This is a genomic window from Dactylosporangium sp. NPDC048998, assembly GCF_043197855.1.
GTDB lineage: Bacteria > Actinomycetota > Actinomycetes > Mycobacteriales > Micromonosporaceae > Dactylosporangium.
On the sequence record NZ_JBICTV010000010.1, the window covers coordinates 109,374 to 122,873 of the forward strand.

The following is a 13,500-nucleotide window of genomic DNA, read 5'->3' on the forward strand; positions in this document are numbered from 1 at the left end:
GCGGGAACCACCTCGGGGCAGGGGTACCCGTCCGACAACCATTCCCCCTACCGTCGGGTAGAGAAACCACCGGACTCGCCACCTGCAACGGGCGAAAGTTGTGGACACCCGCCAAATCCCACATGCCGGACCGGCGGGTTCCGGTGAGCCCGGGTGAGCACGGCCCGGGGAGGCGCCGAATCCCTCCCCGGGCCGATTCCCCCTTATGCGCAGGTCGAGCCGTTGAGCTTGACGCCCGAGGGGGCGGGGCTCGACGGGCCGTTGGCGGTGAAGCCGATCGTCGCCGAGGCGCCCGGCGCCAGGGACGTGGCCCAGCTCGGGGCCTGCGCGGTGAACGTCGTGCCGGACTGGGTGACCGTGGCGTTCCAGCCGTTGGTCAGCGCGACGCCGGACGGGACGGTCCAGGTGACGGTCCACGGGTTGATCGTCGTGGAGCCGGTGTTCTTCACCGTGACGCTGGCCTGGAAGCCGCCGGACCAGGCGTTGTCGATCACGACCGTGGCGGTGCAGCCGCCCGTGGGCGGCGGGGCCGACGGCGACGAGGACGCCGACCGGGACGGCGACGGCGAGGTGGACGCCGACGCGGACGCCGACTTGGACGGGGACGCGGACGCCGAGCCCGTGGGGCCGGTGCCGCCGCCGACCGGCGGGATGAGGTACGGCTGCAGGATCGACTGCTTCTGCTGGTTGACCGTCTTCCAGTCGTCGCCGACGATACCGCCCGTATCGCCCGAGTTAGGGTTCCATGACCAGTAGGTGAAGTTCATGCCCGTAACGCCGGTTCCCATGTACTGCATGAGCTTCTGCAGCCACACCACGTCCTGCGGGTTCTGCAGCGTGCTGCCGAACTCGCCGACGAGCACCGGGGCGATGTTCTGCTTCTGCAGGTAGCCCCAGAACTGGTCCCAGATGCCGGGCAGGTTGTTCGGGAAGGTCGGGTCGTCGAACCACGCCTGGTGGAACACCGAGTTGGCGTACTCATGCGCGGAGTACACCAGCTTGTTGGGCTTGTTCAGGCGCACCGGGTACTGGCCGGCCTTGGACAGGTTGCCGCCCCACCAGCCGCACGGCTCGGTCGGCTGGCCGTTCCACACGTTGGCGTTGCCGCCGCTCGGGCAGCTGACGCCCTCGACGACGATGAGCCAGTTCGGGTTGGCGTCGAGGATCGCGTTGCCGGCCCGCTCGGCGGCCAGGCGCCAGTCGCGGTTCACGTCGCCGCAGCCCCAGCAGGCGCCGGTGCCGTTCGGGTCAGTACCGTCGGCGTGCGGCTCGTTGTGCAGGTCGGCGCCGATGACGGTGGGGTTGTTGGCATAGCGCTTGGCGAGCATCTGCCAGTTGCTGATCCAGGTCGCCTCGGGCGTGGCCGAGACGTACCACAGGGCGCTCTGCCCGGCGGAGGTCGGGCGGTGCCGGTCGAGCAGGATGCGCATGCCCTTGCTGCCGGCGTAGTCGATGACCTTGTCCAGGATCTGCAACGGCGTCAGGCCCTGCAGGTCGGGGTTGCTGTACCCGTCGACGCTGTTGGCCTGCGCGCCCGGCTTGAGCGCGTCGTCGGAGTACGGCACCCGGATCGTGTTGTACCCGAGGCTCGCCATCTGGTCGATGTGGTCCTTCCACGGCCGGGCCCACAGGCCGTGGAAGGTCTTGTTGTCAGTCTCCATGCCGAACCAGTTGAGGCCGGTCAGCCGCACCTTGGTGCCGGTGGCGTCCACGAGCTGCGCGCCCTGGGTGCTCAGGTACCCGGTTCCCGTGCCGCCGACGGCCGCCGACGCCTGGCTGTTCAGCCCGATGACGACGGCGGCGCCGACGAGAGCCATGCTGCTGGCCGCGACGGCGGCCCAGAGTCTCCTCATGGGAGCTTTCATAGGAGCCGGATGCGCTACCGCGCAGCCAGCGCCCGGGCACGTCCCACGTTCGCCCAGCTCAGCGCGGTACAGCCGGGGAAACTTACACCGCCGGCAGCGACGCCAGGAGCTTGCTGTGCGCGTCGAGGACCTGCGCCGCGGCGGCCTTCGTCGCCGGGTCGGCGCCGGCCTTGCCCTCGGACGTGGCCAGCGCGACGGTCCCGGTGAGGTGCTCGCGCAGCACCGCGACCGCCTTCGCCGCGCGCTGGTCGGCGGGCGCGTCGCGGACGGCCGCGAGGTCCGCGTCCAGCACCATCCCCGGCAGGTCGTGCCCGGCGTGCTCGGTGGGGTTCTCGATCCCGCCCCCGCCGGCGAGCGCGGCCCGCAGCGTCACGAGCTCGGCCCGGTGCCCGTCGGCCCCGCTCACCGCCGCGCCCTGCAGCGCCGGCACGTCCTTGGCCAGCTCGAACAGCGGCAGCGCGCTGTTGTCGAGCGAGATCATGAGCTGCAGGAACGCGAGGTCGGTCGGGTTGAGCACCCCGACCACGTCCGGCACGCCGCTGGGCGGCTCCAGCGGCGGCGCCACCGGCTCGTGCGCGGGCCGCGCCCACAGCACCACCACCGTCAACGCGGCGACGAGCACGACGGCGACGGCGAGCACCCGCCGCCACGCGTCCCGGCGCGCCGGGTCGTCGTCCGGCGCCGGCGGGGCCTCGTCCGGCGCCGCGGGCGGTGCGCTCGTCGTCCCGTCGCCCGCCGGAGCGGGCGACAGCGCCACGCTCGAGCCGTTGATGTGCTGCTCGCCACCGGGGGTCGCGCTGCTCACGATCCGACCGTAGGGCCGAGCCCGGGACGGGTGCTATTAGCTGCGCATGAAGTTGTCCCGATGTTTTTCGACGCCCACGAATATCTCTTTTAACCTGGAGATAAGGGTGAACCGGCGCGGTAGCGTCAGGAGCCGATCCGGGTCACCTGGCCGTGCGGCGCGTTCTGCCACCACATGCAGTCGACGAGGTACGCCGCGCCGCCCGACGACGAGACGAACTGCACGACGAGCCGGCTGGGTTCGGTCTGCGACTGCGACACCGAGAAGCCGTCGCGGGGCGTTGCCGTGACGACCGAGACGACGCCGGCCCGGATGCGGATCACGGCGTCGCCGCCGTCGGAGCGAAACGACCTGAGGTACACGTCGACGCCGTCCGTGCCGGTCGTGACCGTCCAGCCGTCGACCATCCGGGCCGGGGCGGCGGTGGTGGGCTTCTGTCCGCCCGGTGCCGATGCGCCGGCGTGGGCCGGCGGGGCGCTCGTCGGCGGCGTGAACGCGGAGCTGGGGTCGGACAGGATCGTCGGCTCGGGCCGCGGGGAGCCGGTCGCCTGCGCCGGCAGGGTCTGCGTGACGACCGCCCGGTTGCCGCGCTCCTCGTCGGTCGCGGCCGGCATCATGTCCTGGGGCACGGCGGTGCGCAGCACGGGCCGCAACGCCAGCGACGCCACGCCGATGCTCGCGGCCGTGGCCAGGCACCACAGCAGCACCGGCACTGCGCCTCGCCTAACCCGCATCGACGGATCCTCTCACGCGGGTCCGGACAAAGGGTCCGGCAAGGTGGCGATAGCGTGTTGCCATGCCGCTCATCCTGCTTGTCGAGGACGACGTCGCCGTCTCCGGTGCCCTGTCCCGGGCGCTGACCGACGCCGGGCACGTGGTGCGCCCGGTCGGCAACGCCGGATCGGCGCTGCGGGTCATCGCCACCGACCCGCCGGACCTGGTCATCCTCGACCTGGGCCTGCCCGACATGGACGGCCTCGACGTGCTGCGCATGCTGCGCGGCATCTCCAACGCGCCGGTCATCGTGGCGACCGCGCGCCGCTCGGAGCGCGACATCATCCGGCTCCTCGACGCCGGCGCCGACGACTACGTCACCAAGCCGTTCTCCAGCGCCCAGATGTCGGCGCGGATCAACGCGGTGCTGCGCCGCGGCCAGGGCACGCCGGGGCCGGCCGCCCCGCCGGCCGGGGTGACGGTCGGTGCGCTGCACGTCAACCCGCAGCAGCGCTCGGCGTCCATCAACGGCCGGCCGCTGCAGCTGACGAAGAAGGAGTTCGACCTGCTGGCGTATCTCGCCCAGCGGGCCGGCCGCGTGGTCAGCCGCCGGGAGCTGCTCACCGAGGTGTGGCAGCGCCCGGACAGGTCCGGCGAGGACCAGACGATCGACGTGCACGTGTCGTGGCTGCGGCGCAAGCTGGGCGAGAGCGCCACCGCGCCGCGATATCTGCGCACGTTCCGAGGGGTCGGGGTGATGCTCGTCGACCCGGATCAGGCGCAAGCATGAGAAGCGCACTCATGCGCCTGTCGTTCGCGATCACCTCGATGATCGCCCTGGCGTTCCTCGTGCCGCTGGCGTACGTCACCAAGCAGATCGCGCACGACCGGGCCCTGGCCGAGGCGCGATACCAGGCCGACGCGATGGTCGCCGCGCTCGCCTCGGCGCCCGGCAACGGCTCCGGGTCCCTCGACCTCGCCGTGGCGACCGTGCCGGCCGGGCAGTCGGGGCGGCTCGCGGTACACCTGGTGGGGGAACCGACGGTCGGCACGAGCCACGCCCTGCCGTCCGACGTCGACCGGGCGGCCCGCCAGCGGCGCTCGCTGACGGCCGACGCGCCCGGCGGCGTCGCCTACCTGCAGACCGTGGTGCTGGACGGCGACCGGACCGCCGTCGTGGAGGTGTACGTCTCCGACGCCGACCTGAGCCGGGGCGTCGACGCGGCCTGGCTCGCGCTCGCCGGCCTCGCCGTGGTCCTCGTCGCCGGCTCCATCCTGGTCGCCGACCGGCTCGGCGCGCAGATCGTGCGGGCCACCCGCAAGCTCGCCGACGGCGCCCGCGCGTTCGGCGACGGCGACCTGCACGCCCGGGTCGAGCCCGACGGCCCGCCGGAGCTGCGCGACGCCGCCCGCAGCTTCAACCGCATGGCCGAGCAGATGGTCGCGTTCGCCGACGCCGAGCGCGAGCTGGCCGCGGACCTGTCGCACCGGCTGCGCACCCCGCTCACCGCACTGCGCCTGGACGCCGACGCCATGCCGCCCGGCCCGATCGGCGAGCGGATGCGCCAGGCGTTCGACGCCCTCGACGACGAGATCGAGCAGATCATCACCGCCGCGCGCCGCTCCGCCGCGGACCGCCGGCCGGAGACCACCGACCTGGTCGAGGTCGTCGCCGACCGGCTGGCGTTCTGGTCCGTGCTCGCCGAGGACCAGAACCGGCCGTGGCGGGTCACCGGCGGGCACGAGCCCGTGTATGTGCCCGTCGCCGAGTCCGACCTGGTCTCGGCCGTGGACTGCCTGCTCGGCAACGTCTTCCAGCACACCGCCGAGGGCACCGCGTTCGAGGTGCACGTCTCCGCGCGCGGGCTCGTCGTCGACGACGCCGGGCCGGGCATCGCCGATCCCGACCGGGCGCTGCGCCGCGGCTCCAGCGGCGCCGGCTCCACCGGCCTGGGGCTGGACATCGTCCGCCGGGTCGCCGAGGCCACCGGCGGCCGGCTGGTCATCGAGCGCGGCTCGCTGCGGGGCGCGCGGATCGCGATCGAGCTCGACCCGTCCGCCCGGATCGTGCGCTGAGCGTCGCCGCGGCCGCACAACGGGTACACGCGAAATCCCGGCGGCGCCTATCCTCGTCGGCATGCGTCGCCTCGCCCCCGTGCTCGCCCTCGTCACGGTCCTCGGCACAGCCCTCGCCGCCTGCGGCTCGTCCGGCCCGTCCGGCTCGTCCGGATCGTCGCCGGCCGCCTCGCCGGCGCCGCACGCCGGCAGCGCGTGCCCCGACGAGTCGAAGGACGCCGGCCGCCAGGTCAGCTTCGCCGACGCCAAGGACGGCACGGTGCTGCGCGGCATCCTGATGAACCCGGACGGGAAAGGCCCGGGCGTCGTGCTGGGCCATCACAACACCGGCTCGGTGTGCGAATGGCTGCCCTTCGGCAAGACGCTCGCCGGGAAGGGGTATCGCGTGCTGGCCTTCGACTTCGCCGGCGAGGGCGACTCCCAGCCGCACACCGGCACCGGCACGGTCGACCTGGACATGCTCACCGCCGCCCGCTGGCTGCGCACCCAGGGCGTCACCGACCTGGTGCTGATGGGCGCCTCGAAGGGCGGCACGGCCGCGCTCGCCGCGGCGCAGGAGCTCGACCCGCGGCCGAAGGCGGTCGTCACGCTGTCCGCCCCGGCCACGTTCCGCGGTGTCGACGCCCTCGGCGCCGCCCGTAAGGTCACGTTCCCGGTCCTGTACTGCGCCGGCGCCCTCGACTCACCGTACGGCGAGCAGGCACAGGAGCTGTACGACGCCACCCCCGCGGCCGTCGACCGCCGGGTCGTCGTCGGCCCGACCGCCACCGAGCACGGCACCTACCTGCTCACCGGCAGCGACCAGGATCGGTTCACCAAAGCCATCGACGACTTCCTGAGCAAGAACGCCCCGCCGGCCGCGTGACCCCGGCCGTGGACCCGATCCCCGCTCCTCAAGGCCGTCCGGGCGGGGTGGGCCGCCGACGCCCCGAAGGCGGCCCACCCCCTTTCTCCCACCGGACACCCGAGGAAAGCCGGAACCTCAGCGGGAGCGGCCGGCGCGGCGCTTCGCCCATACGTCGAAGGCCACCGCGGCCAGCAGGACCAGGCCCTTGACCAGCATCACGCGCTCCGGCGGGGAGCCGATCAGGGACATGCCGTTGTTGATGACGGCCATGATGAGGCCGCCGGTGATGGCGCCGACCACCTTGCCCACGCCGCCCTGCACCGCCGCGCCGCCGATGAACGCCGCCGCGATCGCGTCGAGCTCGAAGGCGTTGCCGGCGGTCGGGCCGGCCTGGTTGAGCCGGCCGGCGAAGATGATGCCGGCGATCGAGGCCAGCAGGCCCATGTTGACGAAGATCCAGAAGGTGACCTGCTTGACCTTCACGCCCGACAGGCTCGCCGCCTGCAGGTTGCCGCCGACCGCGTAGATGTGCCGGCCGAACACGGTGCGCTGCGAGACGAGGGTGTACGTCAGCACGAGCGCCGCCAGCAGCACGAGCACCCACGGCAGGTTCTTGAACCGGGCCAGCTGCACGATGATGTACATCAGCACCAGCGAGGCGCCGGCCAGCTTGGCCACGAACACCGGCATCGAGTCGACCTGCTGGCCGTAGCCGATGCGCCCGCGGCGGGCGCGCCACTGCACCACGACGATGCCGGCGACCGCCGCGATGCCGACCAGCAGCGTGAAGAGGTCCGCGCCGCCCAGCGGGCCGAGGCCGACGTTGTTGAGGAAGCCGGGCGTGAAGCCGTTGGCCAGGGTGCGCACGTCGTCCGGGAAGGGGCCGATGCCCTGGTTGCCCAGCACCGTCATGGTGAGCGCCCGGAAGACGAGCATGCCGGCCAGGGTCACGATGAAGGCCGGGATCCCGAAGTACGCGATCCAGAATCCCTGCCAGGCCCCGATCAGCGCGCCGGCGACCAGCGTCACCAGGATCGCCAGCGGCCAGGGCACGTGCGCGTCGACCATGAGCACGGCGGCGAGGGCGCCGGTGACGGCGACGACCGAGCCGGCGGACAGGTCGATGTGCCCGGCGATGATGATCAGGATCATCCCGATCGCGAGGATCAGGATGTACGAGTTCTGCACGACGATGTTCGAGATGTTCTGCGGCTCGAGCAGCGAGCCCTGGGTCAGGATCTCGAACAGCACCACGATCGCCGCGAACGCGATGTAGATGCCGCTCTGGCGCAGGTTCACCGAGAACCGCGTCGGTGGCGTGACGGTCGGCTCGACCGCGGGCTCAACCACAGTGGTCATGGACGGGGTACTCCTATGAATCCTGTTATTCCGTGATCCGGGTCATGAGGTGCATCAGCCGCTCCGGGGAGAACTCGGCGCGCTCGACCGAGCCGGTGATGCGGCCGGCGGACAGGGCGTAGATCCGGTCACAGATGCCGAGCAGTTCGGGCAGCTCGGAGGAGATGACGAGGATCGCCTTTCCCTGTTCGGCGAGCTGGTTGATGATCGAGTAGATCTCGTACTTGGCGCCGACGTCGATGCCGCGGGTCGGCTCGTCGAGGATCAGCACGTCGGGGTCCGTGAAGATCCATTTCGCCAGTACGACCTTCTGCTGGTTGCCGCCGCTGAGCGTGCCGGTGACGGTGCCGACGCCCGGCGCCTTGATGTTGAGGCTGCCGCGGAAGTTCTCGGCGACCTGGTACTCGCGGTTGTCGTCGACCCAGCCGCGGACCGCGAGCTTGCCCAGCGCCGCGCCGGAGACGTTGCGCTGGATGTCCTCGATGAGGTTGAGCCCGTAGCGTTTGCGGTCCTCGGTCGCGTAGGCGATGCCGTTGGCGATGGCCTCCTCGACCGTGCGCAGGCTGATCGGCTTGCCGTTCTTGTAGACCTGGCCGGTGATCCCCACGCCGTAGCTGCGCCCGAAGACGCTCATCGCCAGCTCCGTGCGCCCGGCGCCCATGAGCCCGGCCAGCCCCACGATCTCGCCGGCCCGCAGCGTCAGCGACGCGCCGGAGACGACCTCGCGCCCGTGCTGCGTCGGCGAGTGCACGGTCCAGTCCTCGATGCGCAGCACCTCCGCGCCGATGTTCGGGGTGTGCGGCGGGAACCGGTGCTCGAGGTCGCGGCCGACCATCCCGGCGATGATCCGGTCCTCGCTGACCGTGCCCGAGCGCATGTCGAGCGTCTCGATCGTGCGCCCGTCGCGCAGGATCGTGGTGGAGTCGGCGATCGCCTCGATCTCGTTGAGCTTGTGCGAGATGATCACGCAGGTGATGCCCTGGTCGCGCAGGCCGCGCAGCAGGTCGAGCAGGTGCGCGGAGTCCTCGTCGTTGAGCGCCGCGGTGGGCTCGTCGAGGATGAGCAGGCGCACCTCCTTCGACAGCGCCTTGGCGATCTCGACGAGCTGCTGCTTGCCGACGCCGATGTCCATCGCCGGGGTGACCGGGTTTTCGCGCAGCCCGACCCGGTCCAGCAGCGCGGCCGCGTCGGCGTTGGTGCGGTTCCAGTCGATCAGGCCGCGCTGCACGCGCTCGTTGCCCAGGAAGATGTTCTCCGCGATCGACAGGTGGGGGATGAGCGCCAGCTCCTGGTGAATGATGACGATCCCGCGCCGCTCGGAGTCGCGGATGCCGCTGAAGTGGCAGGGTTGCCCGTCGAAGAGGATTTCCCCGGTGTACGTCCCGTGCCCGTACACCCCCGAGAGGACCTTCATCAGGGTCGACTTGCCGGCGCCGTTCTCTCCGCAGATGGCGTGGATCTCGCCGCGGCGCACGGTGAGGTTGACGTCGTCCAGGGCGGTGACGCCCGGAAACGTCTTGGTGATGCCCCGCATCTGCAGGAGCGCGTCCGTCATGCCGTTCTCTCCTCGACGCCCCGCCGGGGGCCGCGGGGCCCCCGGCGGATCACCCTTACTTGAGCTGGTCCTCGGTGTAGTAACCGGAGTCGATCAGTACGGTCTTGTAGTTGGACTTGTACACCACAACCGGCTCGAGGAGGTAGGACGGCACGACCTTCTTACCGTTGTCGTAGTCCTTGCTGTTGTTGACCTCGGGCTTGCCGCCCTTGAGCACGGCGTCGGTCATCTTGACGGTGACGTCGGCGAGCTTGCGGGTGTCCTTGTAGATCGTCGCGTACTGCTCGCCGGCGATGATCGACTTCACCGAGGCGACCTCGGCGTCCTGGCCGGTCACGATCGGGTACGGTTGGCCGGCGGTGCCGTAGCCGCTGCTCTTCAGCGCGGACAGGATGCCGATGGAGAGCCCGTCGTACGGGGACAGCACGCCCTGCACCTTGGTGCCGCCGTTGTACGTCTTCGTGATGATGTCCTCCATGCGCTTCTGGGCCGTCGCCGGGTCCCAGCGCAGGATCGCCACCGTCTTGAAGTCGGTCTGGCCGCTCTTGACCACGAGCGTGCCCTTGTCGATGTACGGCTTGAGGGTGTCCATGGCGCCGTTGAAGAAGAACGTGGCGTTGTTGTCGTCGGGCGAACCGGCGAACAGCTCGATGTTGAACGGTCCGGTCGCGGTGCCGTCCGAGCCGTCCTCCTTCTTCAGGCCCAGGCCGACCAGCAGCGAGGTCGCCTGTTGCACGCCGACCTTGTAGTTGTCGAACGTGGCGTAGTAGTCGACGTTCGGCGAGTTACGGATCAGGCGGTCGTAGGCGATGACCGGGATGTGCTTGTCGGCCGCCTCCTGCAGCTGGGTGGTGATGGCGGTGCCGTCGATCGAGGCGATGATGAGGACCTTGGCGCCCTTGGTGATCTGGTTCTCGATCTGGTTGACCTGCGTCGGGATGTCGTTCTCGGCGTACTGCAGGTCGACCTTGTAACCGAGCTTCTCCAGGGCGGCCTTGACGTTGTTGCCGTCGGCGATCCAGCGCTCCGACGACTTGGTCGGCATCGTGACCCCGATCAGGGAGCCGGCGCCGGCGGGCGCGTTGGCCTCCTTGTCGGCGGTCTTCTCGCTCGATCCGCAGGCGGTCATGCTGAAGGCGACCGCGAGGCCCACCGCCGTCGCGGCGATACGTGTGAACTTCATGCTTCTCCCTCAGGGCAGCGCGCAGCGATCGGCCGGCGGCGCATGTGAACGCTGCCACCGACGCGATTTCGAATTTGTTGCCGGGGCGTTGCCGCCACAGTGTTAACGCTCACAAAGACGGGTGTCAAGACGAGCGGATAGATCGTGATCTGGCCGTTCTGCACGCTCCGCGCGCGTGTGACGATTGGGCCCATGCGCCTGCTCAAGGGACTGCACGCCCATGCACCCACCGTGTCCGTCGCCGGTCGCGTGCTGTCGGCCGAGCGGTTACTCAACGCCGCCACGGCGGTCGCGGACGACGTCCACGGCGCCGCCACGGTCGCGGTCGATGCCACCCCGACGCTGGAGACCGTCGTGGCGGTGACCGGCGCGCTGCTCGCCGGGGCCGCGGTGGTGCCCGTGCCGGCCGACGCCGGCCCGGCCGAGCGCGAGCACATCCTGCGCGACTCCGGCGCCGAGGTGACGCTGGGCAACCGCACCGGGCCGTTCGCCGCCCCGGTGCCGGTCGACGTGAACAGGGGCTCGTCGGGCTCGTCGGCCGGATACCCGGCGCCGCCCGGGGACGCCGTCGCGCTCGTCATGTACACCAGCGGTACGACGGGAGCCCCGAAGGGCGTCGAGCTGACCCACGCCGCCGTGGAGGCCGGGCTGGACGCGCTCGCCGAGGCGTGGGCCTGGACCCCCGAGGACCGGCTCGTCCACGGCCTGCCGCTGTTCCACGTGCACGGCCTGATCCTCGGCGTGCTCGGCGCGCTGCGGCACGGCTCGGCGCTGACGCACACCGGCCGCCCGCACCCGGCCGCGTACGCGGCCGCCGGCGGCACCCTCTACTTCGGCGTGCCGACCGTGTGGTCGCGCGTATGCGCCGAACCCGCCGCCGCCCGCGCCCTGCGCCCGGCCCGGCTGCTGGTCTCCGGAAGCGCCCCGCTGCCCGCGCCGGTCTTCGAGCGGCTCTTCGCCCTCACCGGCCACCGCCCGGTCGAGCGTTACGGCATGACCGAAACCCTCATCACCGTCAGCAGCCGCGCCGACGGCGAGCGCCGCCCCGGCCAGGTCGGCGTGCCGGTCGCCGGCGTGCGCACCCGGCTCGTCGGCGAGGACGGCGCCGAGGCGCCCCGCGACGGCGAGACCATCGGCGAGCTGTGGGTCGACGGCCCGATGCTGCTGCGGCGGTACCGCGGACAGCCCGAATCGGCGGCCCGCACGCCCGAAGGCTGGTTTCGCACCGGCGACCTAGCCCGCATCGACCCCGACGGCTGGCACCGCATCGTCGGGCGGGCCTCCACCGACCTCATCAAGTGCGGCGGATACCGCATCGGCGCCGGCGAGGTCGAGGACGCCCTGCTCGCGCACCCGGCCGTACGCGAGGCCGCGGTCGTCGGCGTCCCGCACGCGGACCTCGGCGAGGCGGTGACGGCCTACGTCGTGACCGCCGGCGCAACGGTCGGCGAGCGCGACCTCATCGAGTTCGTGGCAACACACCTGTCGGTCCACAAACGGCCACGTGTCGTACACTTCGTGGACGTCCTGCCACGCAACGCCATGGGCAAGGTGCAGAAGAAGCGGCTGGCAGGTCCTACGCTGTAGGGCAGACTTTTTTCTTGGTGGGTGGTGGTTCGCGGTGGAGACGGGCCGGATTCTGCGGTTCGACGAGGTTCGTGGTTATGGTTTCATCGCGCCGAACGCCGGCGGTGAGGACGTGTTCGTCCACGCCAACGACTTCGGCGAGCAGCGCCATCTCGTGCACCCCGGCATGCGGGTCGAATACGAGGTGGAGGAGGGCGAGCGCGGCCTGAAGGTCTCGACCGTGCGCATCCTCGACATCTCGGCCCGCCGCGAGCACTCCCGGGCCACTGCCTCCCCGTTCGCGCCGGTGACCGCGGCGGCGGCCGGCTCGTCCGGGGAAGACGACGGCCTGTGCGACGTGCTGTCCAGCCGCGAGTTCACCGCCGAGGTGACCGAGCTGCTGATCCAGCACGTGCCGTCGCTGACCGGCGGCCAGATCGCCCAGGCCCGCCAGCACCTGGTCAGCTTCGCCCGCAGCCACGGCTGGGTGGAGAGCTGACATGGCGTTGAAGGTCCTGTTCATCGGCGGCAGCGGCATCATCAGCTCCGCGTGCTCGCGCCTGGCCGTCGAGCGCGGCATCGACCTGCACGTGCTCAACCGCGGCGAGTCGAACCACCGGCCGCTGCCGGAGGGCGCCAAGGTCCTGCGCGCCGACATCCGCGACGCCGCCTCGGTCCGCGAGGCGATCGCCGGGCACACCTTCGACGCCGTCGTCGACTGGGTCGCCTTCACCACCGACCACGTCCACGCCGACATCGAGCTGTTCCGCGGCCGCACCGGGCAATACGTCTTCATCAGCTCCGCGTCGGCGTATCAGACCCCGCCGGCCCGCCTGCCGGTCGTGGAGTCCTCGCCGCTGCGCAACCCGTTCTGGAAGTACAGCCGCGACAAGATCGCCTGCGAGGACCTCCTCGTCACGGCGTACCGCGACAAGGGCTTCCCCGCCACGATCGTGCGCCCGTCGCACACGTACGACCGCACCCTCGTGCCGTTCGACGGCGGCTGGACGGTCCCGGCCCGCATGCGCGCCGGCAAGGAGATCGTGGTGCACGGCGACGGCACCTCGCTGTGGACGCTGACCCACCACGAGGACTTCGCCCGCGCGTTCGTGCCGCTGCTGGGCCACCCCCGCGCGGTCGGCGACGTCTTCCAGATCACGAGCGACGACGTGCTGACCTGGAACCAGATCGCCGAGCACCTCGCCGTCGCGCTGGGCACCACCGCGAAGATCGTCCACGTCCCGTCGGACGCGATCGCGGCCGCCGACGCGGAGTGGGGCGCGGGCCTGCTGGGCGACAAGGCCCACTCGATGGTCTTCGACAACGCGAAGGTCAAGGCCCTCGTCCCGGACTACGTGGCCACGATCCCGTTCCACCACGGCGCCCGCGAGATCGTCGCCTGGTTCGACGAGGACCCGGCCCGCCAGGTCGTCGACGAGCGCCTGGACAAGGTCATGGACGATCTTGTCGCCCGCTGGCGATTGGGCTGAGCCGACGGTCAAGGCGGTGCTGAAGGATGTGGCGGCGGCG

At 71.3% G+C, this 13,500-nt stretch carries 12 protein-coding genes; 6 read left to right on the plus strand and 6 right to left on the minus strand.

All coding sequences use genetic code 11. From position 1 onward, the window contains the following. Positions 1–203: 203 nt before the first annotated feature. The 3 genes from ACGFI8_RS23745 to ACGFI8_RS23755 form a co-directional block, all read right to left on the minus strand. Complete coding sequence (locus tag ACGFI8_RS23745) at positions 204–1,853, minus strand: cellulase family glycosylhydrolase (protein WP_392807987.1); 1,650 nt, start codon at positions 1,851–1,853, stop codon at positions 204–206. A gap of 94 nt (positions 1,854–1,947) precedes the next feature. Next, on the minus strand, positions 1,948–2,670 hold the full coding sequence (locus ACGFI8_RS23750) for a hypothetical protein (RefSeq protein WP_392807989.1): 723 nt from the start codon (positions 2,668–2,670) through the stop codon (positions 1,948–1,950). Positions 2,671–2,795: 125 nt separating this feature from the next. Further along, the gene (locus ACGFI8_RS23755) at positions 2,796–3,404 is read right to left on the minus strand and encodes a hypothetical protein (RefSeq protein WP_392807991.1); all 609 of its coding nucleotides are present in this window, start codon (positions 3,402–3,404) and stop codon (positions 2,796–2,798) included. Positions 3,405–3,466: 62 nt separating this feature from the next. Between ACGFI8_RS23755 and ACGFI8_RS23760 the strand changes: the two genes are divergently transcribed. The 3 genes from ACGFI8_RS23760 (at position 3,467) to ACGFI8_RS23770 (ending at position 6,325) form a co-directional block, all read left to right on the plus strand. Further along, positions 3,467–4,174, plus strand: a complete 708-nt coding sequence (locus ACGFI8_RS23760) for a response regulator transcription factor (RefSeq protein ID WP_392807993.1) — start codon at positions 3,467–3,469, stop codon at positions 4,172–4,174. Beyond that, on the plus strand, positions 4,171–5,460 hold the full coding sequence (locus tag ACGFI8_RS23765; protein WP_392807994.1) for a HAMP domain-containing protein: 1,290 nt from the start codon (positions 4,171–4,173) through the stop codon (positions 5,458–5,460). Before ACGFI8_RS23760 ends, ACGFI8_RS23765 begins: the two co-directional genes overlap by 4 nt. A gap of 61 nt (positions 5,461–5,521) precedes the next feature. Next, the gene (locus ACGFI8_RS23770) at positions 5,522–6,325 is read left to right on the plus strand and encodes an alpha/beta hydrolase family protein (RefSeq protein WP_392807995.1); all 804 of its coding nucleotides are present in this window, start codon (positions 5,522–5,524) and stop codon (positions 6,323–6,325) included. A gap of 117 nt (positions 6,326–6,442) precedes the next feature. Here the strand turns inward: ACGFI8_RS23770 and mmsB are convergent, their stop codons facing one another. Genes mmsB through chvE form a run of 3 tightly spaced genes read right to left on the minus strand, consistent with a single transcriptional unit; the run spans position 6,443 to position 10,404 of the window. Then, on the minus strand, positions 6,443–7,666 hold the full coding sequence (mmsB, locus tag ACGFI8_RS23775) for a multiple monosaccharide ABC transporter permease (RefSeq protein WP_392807997.1): 1,224 nt from the start codon (positions 7,664–7,666) through the stop codon (positions 6,443–6,445). Between the two features lie 25 nt (positions 7,667–7,691). Beyond that, a complete protein-coding gene (gene mmsA / locus ACGFI8_RS23780; protein WP_392807999.1) occupies positions 7,692–9,221 on the minus strand; it encodes a multiple monosaccharide ABC transporter ATP-binding protein in 1,530 nt (509 codons plus the stop codon). 55 nt (positions 9,222–9,276) lie between these two features. Next, on the minus strand, positions 9,277–10,404 hold the full coding sequence (gene chvE, locus ACGFI8_RS23785; RefSeq protein ID WP_392808002.1) for a multiple monosaccharide ABC transporter substrate-binding protein: 1,128 nt from the start codon (positions 10,402–10,404) through the stop codon (positions 9,277–9,279). Between the two features lie 192 nt (positions 10,405–10,596). Here chvE and ACGFI8_RS23790 point away from each other — a divergent pair, with 192 nt between their 5' ends. The 3 genes from ACGFI8_RS23790 to ACGFI8_RS23800 are packed head-to-tail and all read left to right on the plus strand — an operon-like array spanning position 10,597 to position 13,460. After that, positions 10,597–11,991, plus strand: coding sequence for an acyl-CoA synthetase (locus ACGFI8_RS23790; protein ID WP_392808003.1), 1,395 nt, complete (start codon positions 10,597–10,599; stop codon positions 11,989–11,991). Between the two features lie 34 nt (positions 11,992–12,025). Next, positions 12,026–12,469 carry a cold-shock protein gene (locus ACGFI8_RS23795; protein WP_392808004.1) on the plus strand — a complete coding sequence of 148 codons (444 nt, stop codon included), beginning with the start codon at positions 12,026–12,028 and terminating at the stop codon, positions 12,467–12,469. 1 nt (position 12,470) lies between these two features. Then, positions 12,471–13,460 (plus strand): NAD-dependent epimerase/dehydratase family protein, encoded by a 990-nt coding sequence (locus tag ACGFI8_RS23800; RefSeq protein ID WP_392808006.1) that lies wholly within the window; start codon positions 12,471–12,473, stop codon positions 13,458–13,460. Positions 13,461–13,500: the final 40 nt, after the last annotated feature.